At 56.2% G+C, this 16,910-nt stretch carries 14 protein-coding genes and 5 tRNA genes; 5 read left to right on the forward strand and 14 right to left on the reverse strand.

The window, feature by feature from the left end:
- Nucleotides 1-75 precede the first annotated feature (75 nt).
- The 5 genes from ACMGGX_RS04930 to leuA all read left to right on the forward strand — a co-directional run bounded on the left by ACMGGX_RS04930 (nucleotide 76) and on the right by leuA (nucleotide 6,805).
- Complete coding sequence (locus ACMGGX_RS04930) at nucleotides 76-1,260, forward strand: MFS transporter (RefSeq protein ID WP_063439581.1); 1,185 nt, start codon at nucleotides 76-78, stop codon at nucleotides 1,258-1,260.
- A gap of 313 nt (nucleotides 1,261-1,573) precedes the next feature.
- Nucleotides 1,574-2,104 (forward strand): transcriptional repressor MprA, encoded by a 531-nt coding sequence (gene mprA, locus ACMGGX_RS04935; protein ID WP_023308933.1) that lies wholly within the window; start codon nucleotides 1,574-1,576, stop codon nucleotides 2,102-2,104.
- A 126-nt stretch (nucleotides 2,105-2,230) separates the two neighbouring features.
- Complete coding sequence (emrA, locus tag ACMGGX_RS04940; protein ID WP_181593727.1) at nucleotides 2,231-3,403, forward strand: multidrug efflux MFS transporter periplasmic adaptor subunit EmrA; 1,173 nt, start codon at nucleotides 2,231-2,233, stop codon at nucleotides 3,401-3,403.
- Nucleotides 3,404-3,419: 16 nt separating this feature from the next.
- Nucleotides 3,420-4,967, forward strand: a complete 1,548-nt coding sequence (gene emrB / locus ACMGGX_RS04945) for a multidrug efflux MFS transporter permease subunit EmrB (protein ID WP_181593728.1) — start codon at nucleotides 3,420-3,422, stop codon at nucleotides 4,965-4,967.
- A gap of 182 nt (nucleotides 4,968-5,149) precedes the next feature.
- Nucleotides 5,150-6,805 (forward strand): 2-isopropylmalate synthase, encoded by a 1,656-nt coding sequence (gene leuA, locus ACMGGX_RS04950; RefSeq protein WP_420298117.1) that lies wholly within the window; start codon nucleotides 5,150-5,152, stop codon nucleotides 6,803-6,805.
- On the opposite strand, the gene ACMGGX_RS04955 is transcribed toward leuA, so the two are convergent.
- From ACMGGX_RS04955 to recA, 14 genes are all read right to left on the reverse strand, one after another.
- Nucleotides 6,792-7,556 carry a helix-turn-helix transcriptional regulator gene (locus ACMGGX_RS04955; RefSeq protein WP_348561863.1) on the reverse strand — a complete coding sequence of 255 codons (765 nt, stop codon included), beginning with the start codon at nucleotides 7,554-7,556 and terminating at the stop codon, nucleotides 6,792-6,794. The two genes, leuA and ACMGGX_RS04955, sit on opposite strands and share 14 nt — an antisense overlap.
- A 54-nt stretch (nucleotides 7,557-7,610) precedes the next feature.
- Nucleotides 7,611-8,126 (reverse strand): S-ribosylhomocysteine lyase, encoded by a 516-nt coding sequence (luxS, locus tag ACMGGX_RS04960; protein ID WP_008499539.1) that lies wholly within the window; start codon nucleotides 8,124-8,126, stop codon nucleotides 7,611-7,613.
- Nucleotides 8,127-8,279: 153 nt separating this feature from the next.
- Nucleotides 8,280-9,824: a glutamate--cysteine ligase gene (gene gshA, locus ACMGGX_RS04965; protein ID WP_047646220.1), complete on the reverse strand. Its 1,545-nt coding sequence runs from the start codon at nucleotides 9,822-9,824 to the stop codon at nucleotides 8,280-8,282.
- Nucleotides 9,825-9,907: 83 nt separating this feature from the next.
- Nucleotides 9,908-10,336, reverse strand: coding sequence for a YqaA family protein (locus tag ACMGGX_RS04970; protein ID WP_008499541.1), 429 nt, complete (start codon nucleotides 10,334-10,336; stop codon nucleotides 9,908-9,910).
- Nucleotides 10,333-10,899 carry a fructose-1-phosphate/6-phosphogluconate phosphatase gene (yqaB, locus tag ACMGGX_RS04975; RefSeq protein WP_420298118.1) on the reverse strand — a complete coding sequence of 189 codons (567 nt, stop codon included), beginning with the start codon at nucleotides 10,897-10,899 and terminating at the stop codon, nucleotides 10,333-10,335. Before yqaB ends, ACMGGX_RS04970 begins: the two co-directional genes overlap by 4 nt.
- Nucleotides 10,900-11,016: 117 nt before the next feature.
- Nucleotides 11,017-11,093, reverse strand: a tRNA-Arg gene (locus ACMGGX_RS04980).
- A gap of 160 nt (nucleotides 11,094-11,253) precedes the next feature.
- Nucleotides 11,254-11,330: transfer RNA gene (locus ACMGGX_RS04985), tRNA-Arg, on the reverse strand.
- A 29-nt stretch (nucleotides 11,331-11,359) separates the two neighbouring features.
- Nucleotides 11,360-11,436 (reverse strand) — tRNA-Arg (locus tag ACMGGX_RS04990).
- A 64-nt stretch (nucleotides 11,437-11,500) separates the two neighbouring features.
- Nucleotides 11,501-11,577 (reverse strand) — tRNA-Arg (locus tag ACMGGX_RS04995).
- Between the two features lie 4 nt (nucleotides 11,578-11,581).
- Nucleotides 11,582-11,674 (reverse strand) — tRNA-Ser (locus ACMGGX_RS05000).
- 342 nt (nucleotides 11,675-12,016) lie between these two features.
- Complete coding sequence (csrA, locus tag ACMGGX_RS05005; protein WP_000906486.1) at nucleotides 12,017-12,202, reverse strand: carbon storage regulator CsrA; 186 nt, start codon at nucleotides 12,200-12,202, stop codon at nucleotides 12,017-12,019.
- Nucleotides 12,203-12,443: 241 nt separating this feature from the next.
- Entirely contained in the window at nucleotides 12,444-15,071 is a 2,628-nt protein-coding gene (alaS, locus tag ACMGGX_RS05010; protein WP_063439577.1) for an alanine--tRNA ligase, read from the reverse strand.
- Nucleotides 15,072-15,202: 131 nt separating this feature from the next.
- Entirely contained in the window at nucleotides 15,203-15,703 is a 501-nt protein-coding gene (gene recX / locus ACMGGX_RS05015; protein WP_045404219.1) for a recombination regulator RecX, read from the reverse strand.
- A 68-nt stretch (nucleotides 15,704-15,771) separates the two neighbouring features.
- Nucleotides 15,772-16,830, reverse strand: coding sequence for a recombinase RecA (recA, locus tag ACMGGX_RS05020; protein ID WP_023308943.1), 1,059 nt, complete (start codon nucleotides 16,828-16,830; stop codon nucleotides 15,772-15,774).
- Nucleotides 16,831-16,910 lie beyond the last annotated feature (80 nt).

The raw sequence follows: 16,910 nt of genomic DNA on the forward strand, positions 1-16,910 counted from the left end.
TCCCCCACTATTCACAATCATTAGCTATTATGGTTTCCGGAAAAATAATCACTCAACTAACGATTCCTGAAACTAATGACAAAAACAGCTCAAGGGCTTAGCCCCGCACTCATCCTTTTAATGTCCGTGGCAACGGGTCTGGCAGTCGCCAGCAACTATTACGCGCAGCCTCTTCTCGACACCATCGCCCGCGCGTTCAATCTCTCCGCCAGCTCCGCAGGCTTTATCGTTACCGCAGCACAGCTGGGCTATGCCGCCGGGCTGCTGTTCCTGGTGCCGCTCGGCGATATGTTTGAACGCCGAATGCTGATTGTCTCCATGACGCTTCTGGCCGCCGGTGGGATGCTGATCACCGCCAGCAGCCAGTCGCTGACGATGATGATCGTCGGTACCGCGCTAACGGGGCTGTTCTCCGTGGTGGCGCAAATCCTGGTTCCGCTCGCCGCGACCCTCGCCTCTCCGGAAAAACGCGGCAAGGTGGTGGGCACCATCATGAGCGGCCTGCTGCTGGGGATTTTGCTGGCGCGTACCGTTGCCGGGCTGCTGGCAAGCCTCGGCGGCTGGCGCACCGTATACTGGGTGGCGAGCGTGCTGATGGTCATCATGGCGCTGGCGCTGTGGCGCGGGCTGCCAAAAGTGAAGCAGGAAAACCACCTGAACTATCCTCAGCTGCTGGCCTCCGTTTTCAGCCTGTTTACGCAGGACAAGCTTCTGCGCACCCGCGCCCTGCTGGGCTGTTTCACCTTCGCTAACTTCAGCATTCTCTGGACGTCGATGGCGTTTCTGCTGGCCGCGCCGCCGTTCAATTATTCCGAAGGGGTGATTGGCCTGTTCGGCCTGGCCGGTGCCGCAGGCGCGCTGGGCGCACGCCCCGCTGGCGGGCTGGCCGACAAGGGCAAATCCCATCTGACCACCTCCGCAGGGCTGGTTTTACTTCTGCTCTCCTGGGCGGCGATCTGGTACGGACACATCTCGGTGCTGGCGCTGATTGTCGGTATCCTGGTGCTCGATCTCACCGTTCAGGGCGTTCACATCACCAATCAGACCGTCATCTATCGCGTGAAGCCAGAGGCGCGTAACCGCCTGACGGCCGGATACATGACCAGCTACTTCATCGGCGGCGCGGCGGGTTCGCTTATTTCAGCGTCGGCGTGGCAGCATGCGGGCTGGTCGGGGGTATGCACGATCGGGGCCATCGTTGCTACCCTCAACCTGCTAGTATGGTGGCGCGGTTATCACCGTCAGGATGCAATTAACTAACATTTACATTGAGTTGGCCTCTTAGGGTGTTAAGAGGCCCTTCACTCTGTTAATGTAAACGTAATCATTTATCCCAGAAATTTTAATGTGGGTGACATATTTACAATCGGCATGAATAGTTCAGACCCCCGTCCTCACATCCTCTCTTCAGCGGGTTCACACCCTACGCTTTCTGTGCTCACCGGGTCACGGACTTACCCGGCGCTTTCTGATGGTGACATAAGTTTGGCGGATATAACCGCACAAATAATTCATTTACATTATTTGTCACTATCGTTACTATATCGGCTGTAATTAATGAGGTTATGCCCAAATGGATAGTTCGTTTACGCCCATTGAACAAATGCTTAAATTCCGCGCCAGTCGCCATGAGGACTTCCCGTATCAGGAAATCCTGCTGACTCGCCTTTGCATGCATATGCAGGGTAAGCTACTGGAAAACCGTAATAAAATGCTGAAAGCTCAAGGGATTAACGAGACGTTGTTTATGGCGTTGATTACGCTGGAGTCTCAGGAAAATCACAGCATTCAGCCTTCCGAACTGAGCTGCGCGCTGGGCTCCTCCCGTACCAATGCGACCCGTATTGCCGATGAACTCGAAAAGCGCGGCTGGATTGAGCGCCGTGAAAGCGACAACGATCGCCGCTGCCTGCATCTGCAACTGACCGATAAAGGTCACCAGTTCCTGCGCGAGGTGCTGCCACCTCAGCACAATTGCCTGCACAAACTCTGGTCTGCCCTCAGCACCGCCGAGCGCGACCAGCTTGAGCACATCACTCGCAAGCTGCTCACCCGTCTGGACCAGATGGATGAAGACGGCGCCGTTCTTGAGGCGCTGCGCTAACGCGACGACACGCTCACCATTCCAGATTCATAAGAAAACCGACAGGCCAGCACGTCACAGTGCTGGCCTTTCTGACAACAGGTCGGCTCAGCCGATGTGAAAATAAGAAGATCGTGGAGAACAACAATGAGCGCAAATGCGGAGAGCACTACCCCGCAGCAACCGGCCATCAAGAAAGGCAAACGTAAGAGCGCCCTTCTTCTGTTGACCTTGCTCTTTATCATTATTGCCGTGGCATATGGGATCTATTGGTTTTTAGTACTGCGTCATGCTGAAGAGACTGACGACGCGTACGTGGCAGGGAACCAGGTACAAATTATGGCGCAGGTGTCGGGCAGCGTGACGAAAGTCTGGGCTGACAATACCGACTTTGTGCAAAAAGGCGATGTGTTGGTGACCCTCGATCCAACCGACGCCCAGCAGGCGTTTGAAAAAGCACAGACCGCGCTGGCCTCCAGCGTCCGTCAGACCCGTCAGCTGATGATCAACAGCAAACAGCTGCAGGCCAACATCGACGTGCAGAAAACGGCGCTGGCGCAGGCGCAGAGCGATCTGAACCGCCGCGTTCCGCTCGGCACCGCCAACCTGATTGGCCGTGAAGAACTGCAGCACGCCCGCGACGCCGTTGCCAGCGCTCAGGCACAGCTGGATGTGGCCATTCAACAGTACAACGCCAACCAGGCGATGGTGCTGGGCACCAGCCTGGAAAACCAGCCTGCCGTACAGCAGGCGGCGACCGAGGTGCGCAACGCGTGGCTTGCCCTGCAGCGTACCAAAATCGTCAGCCCGATGACCGGCTATGTCTCCCGTCGTTCCGTCCAGCCAGGGGCGCAGATTAGCCCAACCACGCCGCTGATGGCGGTCGTGCCGGCAGACAATCTATGGGTAGACGCCAACTTTAAAGAGACGCAGCTTGCCCATATGCGTATCGGCCAGAGCGCGACGGTTGTCAGCGACATCTACGGCGATGACGTGAAGTACACCGGTAAAGTGGTCGGTCTGGACATGGGGACCGGCAGCGCCTTCTCCCTGCTGCCTGCGCAAAACGCCACCGGTAACTGGATCAAAGTGGTTCAGCGTCTGCCCGTGCGTATTGAGCTGGATGCCAAACAGCTGGCGGATCACCCGCTGCGTATCGGCCTCTCTACGCTGGTGACGGTCGACACCGCCAACCGCGACGGCCAGATCCTGGCAAGCCAGGTGCGCAGCAGCCCGGCTTATGAAAGTAACGCCCGTGAAATTAGCCTCGATCCGGTCAACAAGCTGATCGATGACATCGTGAAGGCAAACGCCGGTTAATCCGAAGGTGAGCGTTATGCAACAGCAAAAGCCGCAAAAACCGCTGGAAGGCGCGCAGCTGGTCATCATGACCATCGCGCTGTCGCTGGCGACATTCATGCAGGTGCTGGACTCCACCATCGCGAACGTGGCGATCCCGACCATCGCCGGTAACCTTGGCTCGTCGCTGAGCCAGGGGACCTGGGTCATTACCTCGTTTGGGGTGGCAAACGCCATCTCCATTCCGATTACCGGCTGGCTGGCAAAGCGCGTCGGTGAAGTGAAGCTGTTCCTCTGGTCGACGGTATTGTTCGTTCTTGCCTCCTGGGCGTGCGGCATGTCCAGCAGCCTGACGATGCTGATTTTCTTCCGCGTCATTCAGGGGATTGTTGCCGGGCCGCTGATCCCGCTGTCGCAGAGCTTACTGCTGAACAACTACCCGCCCGCCAAGCGCTCCATCGCGCTGGCGCTGTGGTCGATGACCGTGATTGTCGCGCCGATTTGCGGGCCTATCTTAGGCGGCTATATCAGCGACAACTATCACTGGGGCTGGATCTTCTTCATCAACGTACCGATTGGCGCCATCGTGGTAATGATGACGCTCCAGTCGCTGCGCGGCAGAGAAACCCGGACGGAACAGCGGCGTATCGACGCCATTGGTCTGGCACTGCTGGTTGTCGGCATCGGTAGCCTGCAGGTCATGCTCGACCAGGGCAAAGAGCTGGACTGGTTCAACTCCAGGGAGATCATCATCCTGACGATTGTCGCGGTGGTGTCGCTGAGCTTCCTGATTGTCTGGGAGCTGACGGACGATAACCCGATAGTCGACCTGTCGCTGTTTAAGTCGCGAAACTTCACCATAGGCTGTCTATGTATCAGCCTCGCCTACATGCTCTACTTCGGCGCGATTGTACTGCTGCCGCAGCTGTTGCAGGAGGTTTACGGCTACACCGCAACCTGGGCAGGTTTAGCCTCGGCGCCGGTTGGATTGATTCCGGTTCTGCTGTCGCCGATTATTGGCCGCTTCGCCCACAAGCTCGACATGCGCCGGCTGGTGACGTTCAGCTTTATCATGTACGCCGTGTGCTTCTACTGGCGCGCGTATACTTTCGAACCGGGAATGGACTTTGGCGCGTCCGCGTGGCCGCAGTTTATTCAGGGTTTTGCCGTAGCGTGTTTCTTTATGCCACTGACCACCATCACGCTTTCCGGTTTACCGCCTGAGCGCATGGCGGCGGCATCGAGCCTGTCGAACTTTACGCGAACGCTGGCGGGCTCGATTGGTACGTCGATCACCACCACCCTGTGGACGAACCGTGAATCGATGCACCATGCCCAGCTGACCGAAGCGGTGAACCCGTTCAACCCGAACTCCCGGGAGATGTACAACCAGCTTCAGGGAATGGGTATGACGGAACAGCAGGCGTCCGGCTGGATCGCCCAGCAGATCACCAACCAGGGTCTGATTATCTCGGCCAACGAGATTTTCTGGATATCGGCGGGGATCTTTATCGTCCTGCTGGGGCTGGTGTGGTTTGCTAAACCACCGTTTGGCGCCGGTAGCGGCGGCGGTGGGGCGCACTAATCCTGTGACAGTTGCCCGGTGGCGCTTTGCTTACCGGGCCTACGAACGTAGGCCGGATAAGGCGTAGCCGCCATCCGGCAAAAAACCGCACCCTGTCCAGAACGCGACAGCGATTGTCAGTTTCGATAAAGCAGCGCTCCTGAAATCAATTCACGATAGTGAAAAGACAACAGGAGCGCATCATGCTGAACACACCCGCCGACAAGTACCAACCCTATCCGCCCCTTTCCCTGCCCGACCGCCGCTGGCCGGAGCAACGCATCACCCGCGCGCCGCGCTGGCTCTCAACCGATCTGCGCGACGGCAACCAGGCCCTTGCCGAGCCGATGGACAGCACCCGCAAGCTGCAGTTCTGGGATCTGCTGCTGGGCTGCGGATTCAAAGAAATTGAGGTGGCTTTCCCATCCGCCTCGCAGACGGACTTCAACTTTGTTCGCCAGCTGATTGAAGAGAACCGCATCCCGAATGACGTCACGATTCAGGTATTAACCCAGGCGCGGGAAGATCTCATCCATCGCACTTTCGAATCCCTGCGCGGTGCGAAACAGGCCACCGTCCATCTGTATAACGCCACCGCCCCGCTGTTCCGCCGCCTGGTATTCGGCATGGAAAAAGCGCAAATCGTCGAGCTGGCGACGCGATCCACGCGGCTTATTCGTCAGCTGAGTGAAGAGAACCCGGACACCCGCTGGCAGTATGAGTATTCCCCGGAGACCTTCTGCTTTACCGAGCCGGAGTTTGCGCTGGAGATTTGTGAAGCCGTGGCGGAGATCTGGCAGCCGTGCGACGAACGGCCCATGGTGATCAACTTACCCGCAACCGTCGAAGTGAGCACGCCGAACGTCTATGCCGACCAGATCGAGTATTTCTGTCGCCACTTCAGCCGCCGCCGGGATGTCTGCATCAGCGTACATCCGCATAACGACCGCGGTACCGGCGTCGCCAGCGCCGAGCTGGCCGTGATGGCCGGCGCAGACCGCGTGGAGGGCTGTCTGTTTGGTAACGGGGAACGCACGGGCAACGTCTGCCTGGTGACGCTGGCGATGAACCTCTACAGCCAGGGCGTCAGCCCGAATCTCGACTTTAGCGATATGAACCGGGTCGTGGAAGTGGTGGAAGCCTGCAACCAGCTGCCGGTGCATCCACGCCACCCGTGGGCCGGACGACTGGCCTATACCGCCTTCTCCGGCTCGCACCAGGATGCGATCAAAAAAGGCTTTGATGCCCGCAGGCCTGGCGATCGCTGGGAGATGCCGTATCTGCCCGTCGATCCGCAGGATATCGGCTGCACCTACGAAGCGGTGATCCGCGTCAACAGCCAGTCAGGGAAAAGCGGCAGCGCGTGGCTCATCGAACAGAATCATGGTCTGAAATTACCTCGCGCCCTGCAGCAGGATTTCAGCCAGCACGTGCAGCAGGAAACCGATCGCCACGGAAAAGAGATGACGCAGAATGCGCTGTGGCAGCTGTTCCGCACCCGCTACGGACTGGTAGCCACGCCGCAGTTTGCGCTGCAATCCTACCGCAGCGACAGCCAGCAGGACGGTCAGCTGCGTTTGACGGCAAGCATCGCTACGCAGGGGGGAACGCGTCAGCTGGAAGGTCAGGGTAACGGTCTGCTCTCCGCCGCCGCTCACGGCTTGAGCCGCTGGGTCAACGCCCCGTTCGTGATTAAGGATTATCACGAGCATACGTTAGGCGAACGCAGCGACAGCCGCTCGGTGGCCTACATCCGCTGCCTGTTCCAGGACGGGAGCAGCCGCTGGGGCGTGGGCATCGACAGCGACGTGGCGCGCGCGTCGCTTCAGGCGCTCTTAAACGCCGTCAGTCGTTCTTAAAGTAATCGCTGGGTGAGACGCCCATCACCCGGCGGAACATTGCCGTAAAGGCGCTGTGGCTGCCGTAACCCAGTTCCAGCGCCACGCGCAGCACTGGCTGGCCCTGCGCCAGCCGCACTAAGGCTTCCAGCAGGCGCGCCCTTCTCAACCACTCGCCGTAGCTTAATCCCGTCTGCTGCTGAAAATGGCGGTTCAGGGTGCGCTCGCTCATGTTCATCAGGCTCGCGGCCTGCGCGCCGCTCCAGCTTTCCCCCGCGTTTTGCCGGATTTGCAGACACAGGTGACGTAATGCCTCACTTTCCGGCTCGGGCAGATGAAACGGCAGCACCGGCATGGTGCGGATTTCATCGAGAATGAGCTCATAGACGCGCTCATCCCGGCTTCCGGGTGCGTACGATTCAGGTAAAGCAAGGGATACGAGGATCAGCTCGCGCAGCAGCGGCGCGATCTGCACGATCTGGCAGGTGGCCGGGAGATCGGCCCGCGCCAGCGGATCGATGAAAAGCGTTCGCGCCGCCACGTTGCCGGTGATGCGAAGCGAGTGGCGAGTCCCCGCCGGTAGCCAGACGCCGCGACCGGGAGGAACAACCCAGCAGCCCGATGCGGTATCGACCCGTACCACGCCGCTCAGGGTGTGCAACAGCTGCGCGCAGTCGTGCTCATGCCACGGCTCGCTGTCACCATGAACGTAATCATGGGCGAACGGAACGAGGGGACGATGGGTAAAGGAGAAGGTTGCGGTTGTGGTCATGGGGTTGAACCACCCTCACCCTACCCTCTCCCTGAGGGAGAGGGAAAAGGTGCACTAGATGTGCAGTTCCTGCAGTTTTTCTTTTGGCAGGGCCAGCTCTTCGTTGCTATTCACGCGAACATCACGCTCAATGATGTGACGCGCGATTTCCTGCGCTTCTTCCAGAGAGTGCATCTGGTAAGTACCGCACTGGTAAACGTTCAGCTCAGGGATCTGGTTCTGCTCTTTCACCTTCAGCACGTCTTCCATCGCCGCTTTCCACGCATCTGCGACGCGTTTCTCTTCCGGCTGGCCAATCAGGCTCATGTAGAAACCGGTACGGCAGCCCATAGGGGAGATGTCGATGATCTCAACGCCGTTGCCGTTCAGATGGTCACGCATGAAACCGGCGAACAGGTGTTCCAGGGTATGAATGCCTTTCTCTGGCATCACTTCTTTATTTGGCACGCAGAAACGCAGATCGAAGACGGTGATCGTGTCGCCGTGCGGGGTGTGCATGGTCTTCGCCACGCGTACTGCAGGTGCTTCCATACGGGTATGGTCGACAGTAAAGCTATCTAATAACGGCATACGTCACCTCCGACAGTGATTTTTTTTAAAATAAACTGAACTCTTCTACAGAATGCACGTCTGAGTATATGAAAGACGCGCATTTGTTATCATCATCCCTGAATTCAGAGATGTATATTTTGGCCACAGCGATGTGGCCTTTTTCTTTTCTGCTTAAGCCTGCTTCGCCAGAAACGCCTCAAACGACTCGGTATCCGCCGCTTCAACCTCTTTCTGACGCACCACGGACGCATCGCGTTCCGCGGCAAAATCTGCTTCGCTCAGCACTTCTAACGGCTCCTGCATCAGCATCTCACGGTACTCCGCTGAGAGTGAACGCCCCGTGCCGCCAATGCCCTGATCGATCATAGAACGCAGAATACGCGCTGAGAACGTCAGTTCCGGATTATCAAAACATTCCACCAGCTGGTCGCAGATCTGTTGATACGCGTCGCCGCCGTCAATGCTGTCCATTGTGCGGGCAACACGCTTCAGATCGCGGAACAGATCTTTGCCGACTTTGGTCAGCGGGAACTGTGCCGTTTCGCAGCCAATACCCAACGTCAGGCCCGGCTTACGCCCTTCCAGAATCACGCGATTCCAGTTTGTACGGGTACAGAGCAGTTCGTCTGAACTCATTTCCGGCGCATCCGCCAGCACGCACCAGACCATAAACAGATCCAGGAAGCGAATCTGCTGCTCATCAACGCCAATCGGTGAGAACGGGTTGATATCCAGCGAACGCACTTCAATGTATTCGATCCCGCCGCGCTGCAGCGCATCCGACGGGGTTTCACCGCTGCGCGTTACGCGCTTAGGACGAATAGGCGCATAAAGCTCGTTTTCAATCTGCAGTACATTGCTGTTGATTTGCAGGCGCTTGCCGTCTTTTTCGAGGCCGATTTTCTCGTACTCTTCCGACGGGGTTTTGATCGCCCGCTTCAATCCTGCCACATATTCGTGCAATTCGTTAAACGTAATACCGAGATTGCTTTGCGATTTATTGGTATAACCGAGATCGCTCAGGCGCAGAGAGGTGGCGTACGGGAGATAGTACATTCCGCACTCGGTCTTCTCGAACGGCAGCGTGGTCGGTTTCCCCTGCAGGAACGAAGAACAGATCGCCGGGGAGGCACCAAACAGATACGGGATCACCCAGCCGAAACGGTAATAGTTGCGGATCAGGCGGAAGTAGCCTTCAGAGATCGCATCTTTATCCGTTTCACCGCATTTCGCCTGCCAGAACGCCATTGGCAGCGAGAAGTTATAATGCACGCCCGAGATCGTCTGCATCAACGCGCCGTAGCGGTTTTTCAGCCCTTCGCGATAGAGCGTTTTCAGCCGACCGATATTTGACGTGCCGTATTGCGCCAGCTCAATCTCCTGGCCCTGCTCGATATAGCACGGCATGCTGAGGGGCCACATACGTTCGTCGCCCATGTTGCGCGCGGTGTAGCGATGGATATCGCGCATGATCGTCAGCATATGATCAATATCACCCTCTACTGGCGTGATGAACTCCAGCAGTGCCTCAGCGAAATCGGTTGTGATCCATTTATGTGTCAGCGCCGAGCCTAACGCCTTCGGGTGACCCGTCGTCGCTAAGCTACCGTCCGCGTTAACGCGCAGCGTTTCACGCTCAAGACCACGCTGAATACCCTTCAATGCCTGAGGGTGGTTTTCCAGCCAGGCCAGCGCCTGAGATACGTCCGGGATCAAATTGACCTCCCGCCTGTCAAAGTAATGTTACTCAGCATAATTGTAATGGTTGACGATTGAAGGTCGCGTATTCATTCCACCAATTAGTGCCACCACGTCATACCCTGTAGTGTTGCCCACGCCACGAGAACATAGCGCAACGCCTTGCCAAGGCACAAAAAAAAGAGCACCGGTCCCCAGGAGATGCGCATCCATCCCGCCAGCAGACACAGTAAATCGCCTATTACAGGCATCCAGCTTAATAACAGCGTGGCAGCGCCATAGCGTTTTAGCCAGCCGACTGCCTTTTCCTGCCAGCGCGATTTTTCGCGCAGCGGAAAGAAACGCCCAAGAATAACGTTAGTCAGCCCTCCAAGGCTATTACCCATTGTTGCTATTAATACAAGCAGCCAGGGCTGACTCACGCCGGACAACAGCATCGCCACCAGCACCACTTCCGAATTTCCCGGTAACAGCGTGGCGCTTAAAAAACTGCTGGCGAATAATGAAGCAAGTGACAGCGCGTCACTCACAGTAAGCGCACATCCACCGCATCCATTCCAGCATCACGCGCGGCCTGAATGCCGAAATCGGCGTCTTCAAAAACGACACATTTTGCCGCCGGGACGCCCATTAATTCTGCGCAAAGCAGGAAGGTGTCCGGTGCGGGCTTGTGATGTTTAACATGATCGGCGGCGACCACGGCAGAAAAATAGTGGCGCAGGCCAAGATGATTGAGCAAAGCTTCTGCAATCGAGCTTTCACTGCCTGTTCCTACCGACATCGGGCGGCGCCCGTGCCACTCTTTTACCACATCAATCAGCGGCAGAGGACGTTCGGTATCTAAAAGCATGGCTTTTACCGCATCGGTTTTTTCGCGCGCGAGCAGATGCGGGTCGAGATCGGCCTGATTCAGTTCAATCACGGCCTGCGCAATACGCCAGGTGGGGGATCCGTTGAGGGCAATCATCGCCTGAAGATCGAAACGCATTCCGTAGCGGCCCAGGACGTCAGTCCAGGCTTGACGATGCGTGGGTTCGGTATCCAGGAGAGTGCCGTCCATATCGAAGATCAAACCGTCATACTGTGCGTACATCGTGCTCTCGCTAAACGATTAACAAAGCATTACTTTATCGTAAATGGTGATTTTTGTCGCTGACTGAGAGTGTGATTGCTGACGGAACGTCGAAGGAATAAACAAAGAAGGAGAAGATGGTGCATCCGGGAGGATTCGAACCTCCGACCGCTCGGTTCGTAGCCGAGTACTCTATCCAGCTGAGCTACGGATGCATCGGGAAATGCTTTTAGAAACAGTAAATGGTGCATCCGGGAGGATTACTCGGCTGCGCCTCGCCCTGCGGGCCGTTGCTGAAGCAACGTTATCCTCCCTGGTACTCGCGATTAACTCGCAGACCTTGAAACAACAGCGTGGCTATTATCTCGGAGAATATGGTGCATCCGGGAGGATTCGAACCTCCGACCGCTCGGTTCGTAGCCGAGTACTCTATCCAGCTGAGCTACGGATGCATCAGGGTGCTGCTTTCAGAAATAGTAAATGGTGCATCCGGGAGGATTCGAACCTCCGACCGCTCGGTTCGTAGCCGAGTACTCTATCCAGCTGAGCTACGGATGCATCGGGATTTACTACTGTACTGCTCGATATTCATATCACTTCTAAAGCAATATGAAGTAATAGATGGTGCATCCGGGAGGATTCGAACCTCCGACCGCTCGGTTCGTAGCCGAGTACTCTATCCAGCTGAGCTACGGATGCAAAATGGCGGTGAGGCGGGGATTCGAACCCCGGATGCAGCTTTTGACCGCATACTCCCTTAGCAGGGGAGCGCCTTCAGCCTCTCGGCCACCTCACCACACAACGCCTCTTTCGAGTGCTTCGAGTTACTCGTTAAGAGCTTCTCGTCGCTGCGTGGCGCATATATTACTTTCTGGGACTTATAAGTCAAACAATTTTCCAAAAGCTTTTATCGTTTGCACAAATCACACGCAATTCGCATGTAAAAGCCGCAAAGAGGGTGTTTTATAAGCGGATTTTGCAGGCATCTTCACAGAAAACCTTTGCAGAAATGGCGGCGTAAGGGCGAGTTTAGGGTAACGGAGTGGTTAAAAAGAGAGCGTTTGAAATTAAACGGTAACGTTGAGCAGGAAAAATGACAGGAGGGTTGCGTCTCGCCCGACAGCGAGACGCGACAATATCAGTAACTGGACTGCTGGGATTTTTCAGCCTGGATACGCTGGTAGATCTCTTCACGGTGGACAGATACTTCTTTAGGAGCGTTAACACCAATACGTACCTGGTTACCCTTTACCCCTAAAACTGTCACGGTGACCTCATCCCCAATCATGAGGGTCTCACCAACTCGACGAGTCAGAATCAGCATTCTTTGCTCCTTGAAAGATTAAAAGAGTCGGGTCTCTTGTATCCCGGCATTATCCATCATATAACGCCAAAAAGTAAGCGATGACAAACACGTAAAGTGTAAGCAGTCACGGCATCACATTCTGTTAAACGTAAGTTTAGCCGATATACACAAACTCAACCTGACTTTATCGTTATCGATAGCACAGTGAACAAGACGCCATAACGTTACCGCTATGGCGTCTGCTTGTGCTTTGTAGTTATTACAGTTTCGCGCTTACCCAGCTTTCAACGCTGGCCAAAGCTTGCGGAAGTGCCGCCGCATCCGTACCACCGGCTTGCGCCATGTCCGGACGACCGCCACCCTTGCCGCCCACCTGCTGAGCGACCATACCAATCAGTTCCCCTGCTTTTACGCGGTCGGTCACATCCTTAGAGACGCCCGCAATCAGAGAAACCTTACCTTCTGCCACTGTCGCCAGCACGATAACGGTAGAACCAAGCTGGTTCTTGAGATCGTCGACCATAGTACGCAGCATCTTAGGCTCAACGCCCGCCAGATCGCTGACCAGCAGTTTGACGCCCTTAATGTCTACAGCCTTGCTGGAGAGGTTTGCACTCTCCTGCGCCGCAGCCTGCTCTTTCAGCTGCTGCAGCTCTTTTTCCAGCTGACGCGTGCGATCCAGCGCAACGCGCACTTTCTCGCCCAGGTTCTGGCTATCGCCTTTCAGCAGCTGCGCGATGTCGTGCAGCTGATCGCTCTGCGCATGCAGGCTGGCAATCGCACCTTCACCGGTCACCGCTTCAATACGACGCACGCCTGCCGCCGTACCCGACTCGGAAACAATGCGGAACAGGCCGATGTCACCGGTGCGCGATGCGTGCGTACCGCCGCACAGCTCGGTAGAGAAGTCGCCCATGCTCAGCACGCGAACGCGGTCGTCATATTTCTCACCAAACAGCGCCATCGCACCTTTTTTCTTCGCGTCCTCGAGCTCCATAATGTGGGTCTCGATTGGCAGGTTACGACGGATCTGCGCGTTCACCAGATCTTCCACCGCGCGGATTTCAGACGGTTTCATCGCTTCAAAATGCGAGAAGTCGAAACGCAGCACTTTGTCGTTAACCAGAGAACCTTTCTGTGCAACGTGGGTACCGAGCACGTCGCGCAGGGCGGCGTGCATCAGGTGGGTTGCAGAGTGGTTCAGACGAATGCGCGCGCGGCGAGCTTCATCCACGTTAGCCTGTACGCCCTCGCCCACTTTCAGAGAACCGGAAACCAGTTTGCCCTGGTGACCAATCGCCTGACCGTATTTCTGGGTGTCGCTGACGCTGAAGCTGAAACCATTGCCTTTCAGTTCGCCCTTATCGCCAACCTGACCGCCTGATTCCGCGTAGAACGGCGTTTTGTCCAGAATGACAACCGCATCCTGGCCCGCGCTGATGCTGTCCACGGCTTTACCGTCAACAAACAGGGCGGTCACTTTGCCGGTCAGTTCCAGCGCGTCATAACCTTTGAATTCAGACGCGCTATCAACGCGGATCATCGCGTTGTAGTCTGCACCGAAACCGCTGGATTCACGCGCACGACGACGCTGCTCTTCCATCGCGGCTTCGAAGCCCGCTTCGTCAACTTTGATATTGCGCTCGCGGCAAACGTCCGCCGTCAGGTCAACCGGGAAGCCGTAGGTGTCGTACAGGCGGAAAGCGGTTTCGCCATCCAGCGTGTCGCCCTTGAGATTCGCCAGCTCTTCGTCCAGCAGCGCCAGGCCGCGCTCCAGTGTACGCGCAAACTGTTCTTCTTCGGTTTTCAGAACCTGCTCTACCTGCGCCTGCTGGCGTTTCAGCTCATCACCGGCAGCACCCATCACGCCAATCAGTGGCCCAACGAGTTTATAGAAGAAGGTGTCCTTCGCGCCCAGCATGTTGCCGTGACGGATGGCACGACGAATGATACGACGCAGCACGTAGCCACGGTTTTCATTCGACGGGATAACGCCGTCGGCAATCAGGAACGCACAGGAACGAATGTGGTCCGCGATAACACGCAGCGATTTGTTGTTCAGGTCGGTCGCGCCGGTAACTTCGGCAACGGCTTTGATCAGGGTGCTGAACAGGTCAATCTCGTAGTTGGAGTTGACGTGCTGCAGAACCGCGGCAATACGCTCCAGACCCATACCGGTATCAACGGAAGGCTTCGGCAGCGGCTCCATCGTACCGTCGGCCTGACGGTTGAACTGCATGAACACGATGTTCCAGATCTCAATGTAGCGATCGCCGTCTTCTTCCGGGCTGCCTGGAGGGCCACCCCAGATGTGGTCGCCGTGATCGTAGAAAATCTCGGTGCACGGACCGCAAGGGCCGGTATCACCCATCTGCCAGAAGTTGTCAGACGCATATGGCGCGCCTTTGTTATCACCGATGCGAATAATACGCTCGCGCGGGATCCCGACTTCTTTTTCCCAGATTTCGTAGGCTTCGTCATCGGTTTCATAGACGGTAACCCACAGACGCTCTTTCGGCAGGTTGAACCAGTTTTCACCGGTCAGCAGTTCCCACGCATATTGAATGGCATCGTGTTTGAAATAGTCGCCGAAGCTGAAGTTACCCAGCATTTCGAAGAACGTATGGTGACGCGCGGTGTAACCGACGTTTTCCAGGTCGTTGTGTTTACCGCCCGCACGCACGCAACGCTGTGAGGTTGTGGCGCGGGAATAATTACGCTTGTCGAGACCAAGGAACACATCCTTGAACTGGTTCATCCCGGCGTTGGTAAACAGCAGAGTCGGATCGTTGTTCGGTACCAGGGAGCTGCTGGCAACAACCTGGTGTCCCTTACTATGGAAAAAATCGAGAAACGCCTGACGGATCTCAGCGGTGCTCTTGCTCATAATTATCCTGAAATCAAGCTAACGAAATGTCGTAGCCAGCCTGTATCGGTAAACCGTTGGACAGACCAGCTACTGGAAAAAGTGGGAATAAGATAAGTTTTCTTTAGTGGGAAGTAAAATCCCGCATGCGTTCAATCGGCAAAATTACGCCAGATATCCTGAATATCTTCCATGAGAAAGCCGCGGTAGAGCAAAAAGCGCTGGATTTTGACTTTTTCTGAAAATTCACGCGGCAGCGGTTCGCCGTATTTACGAATCGCCTGTTCTCTGGCCAGCTCGCACCAGTCAGTATCGCATTCGCGCATCGCTTTTTCGATGGACTCCCGGGCCACCCCTTTCTGGTTCAGCTCCTGCCGGATGCGCGCGGGCCCATATCCTTTACGGCCGCGGCTGGCGAGAAACCGTGAGGCAAAGCGCTCGTCATCGAGATAATGATGCTCATAGCACCAGGCAATCACGCGGTCATAATCTTCCGCGGTGGCATCAATCTCTTCCGGCCCGTTTTTACTCATCACCGGAGCCGACAGTTTTCGCCGCAGCTCCTGTTCACTGTGGTCACGAACGGCCAGGATGCGCACCGCACGGTCCAGTAAGCGTGCATACGCCGGTCGACGTGTTGTCGGTTCACTCATAAAAAACCTGCTGGTTCAGAAATGCAAAAAGGGCCGCATCAGCAGCCCTTCATTTTTAAACGAAAGAATTAAAAGTCTTCGTTAGTTTCTTCAGCATCCGCGGCATCCACCACGAAGTCAGGTTTGGAGTCCTGGTTGTTCAGCAGAAGCTCACGCACCTTCTTCTCAATCTCTTTCGCCGCAGCCGGGTTCTCTTTCAACCAGGAGATCGCGTTCGCTTTACCCTGACCAATCTTGTCGCCGTTGTAGCTGTACCAGGCGCCCGCTTTTTCAATCAGCTTCTCTTTCACGCCCAGGTCAACCAGCTCGCCGAGGAAGTTGATCCCTTCGCCGTAGAGGATCTGGAACTCAGCCTGTTTGAACGGCGCAGCGATTTTGTTCTTCACAACCTTCACGCGGGTTTCGCTACCGACCACGTTCTCGCCCTCTTTCACCGCGCCGATACGGCGGATATCCAGACGGACAGAGGCGTAGAATTTCAGTGCGTTACCACCGGTAGTGGTTTCCGGGTTACCGAACATCACACCAATTTTCATACGGATCTGGTTGATGAAGATCAGCAGCGTGTTGGACTGCTTCAGGTTACCCGCCAGCTTACGCATCGCCTGGCTCATCATACGTGCCGCGAGGCCCATATGAGAGTCACCGATTTCACCTTCGATTTCGGCTTTTGGCGTCAGTGCGGCAACGGAGTCGACCACGATAACGTCAACGGCACCAGAACGCGCCAGCGCGTCACAAATTTCCAGCGCCTGCTCACCGGTGTCCGGCTGAGAACACAGCAGGTTGTCGATATCCACGCCCAGCTTGCGGGCATAAACAGGGTCCAGCGCGTGCTCGGCATCGATAAACGCACAGGTTTTACCTTCGCGCTGTGCCGCGGCAATCACCTGCAGCGTCAGGGTGGTTTTACCGGAGGACTCTGGCCCGTAGATTTCTACGATACGGCCCATAGGCAGACCGCCAGCGCCCAGCGCGATATCCAGAGAAAGCGAACCGGTGGAGATGGTTTCCACATCCATGGAACGGTCTTCACCCAGGCGCATGATGGAGCCTTTACCGAATTGCTTTTCGATCTGGCCCAGTGCTGCCGCCAACGCTTTCTGTTTGTTTTCGTCGATAGCCATTATTACTCCTGTCATGCCGGGAGAAGCAACTGTGCTTCACCGTGGATTTCTGTTCTGTTGGTGCAATTATACTGTATGGT

The organism is Enterobacter sp. BNK-29, assembly GCF_048684785.1.
Classification (GTDB): domain Bacteria; phylum Pseudomonadota; class Gammaproteobacteria; order Enterobacterales; family Enterobacteriaceae; genus Enterobacter; species Enterobacter cloacae_M.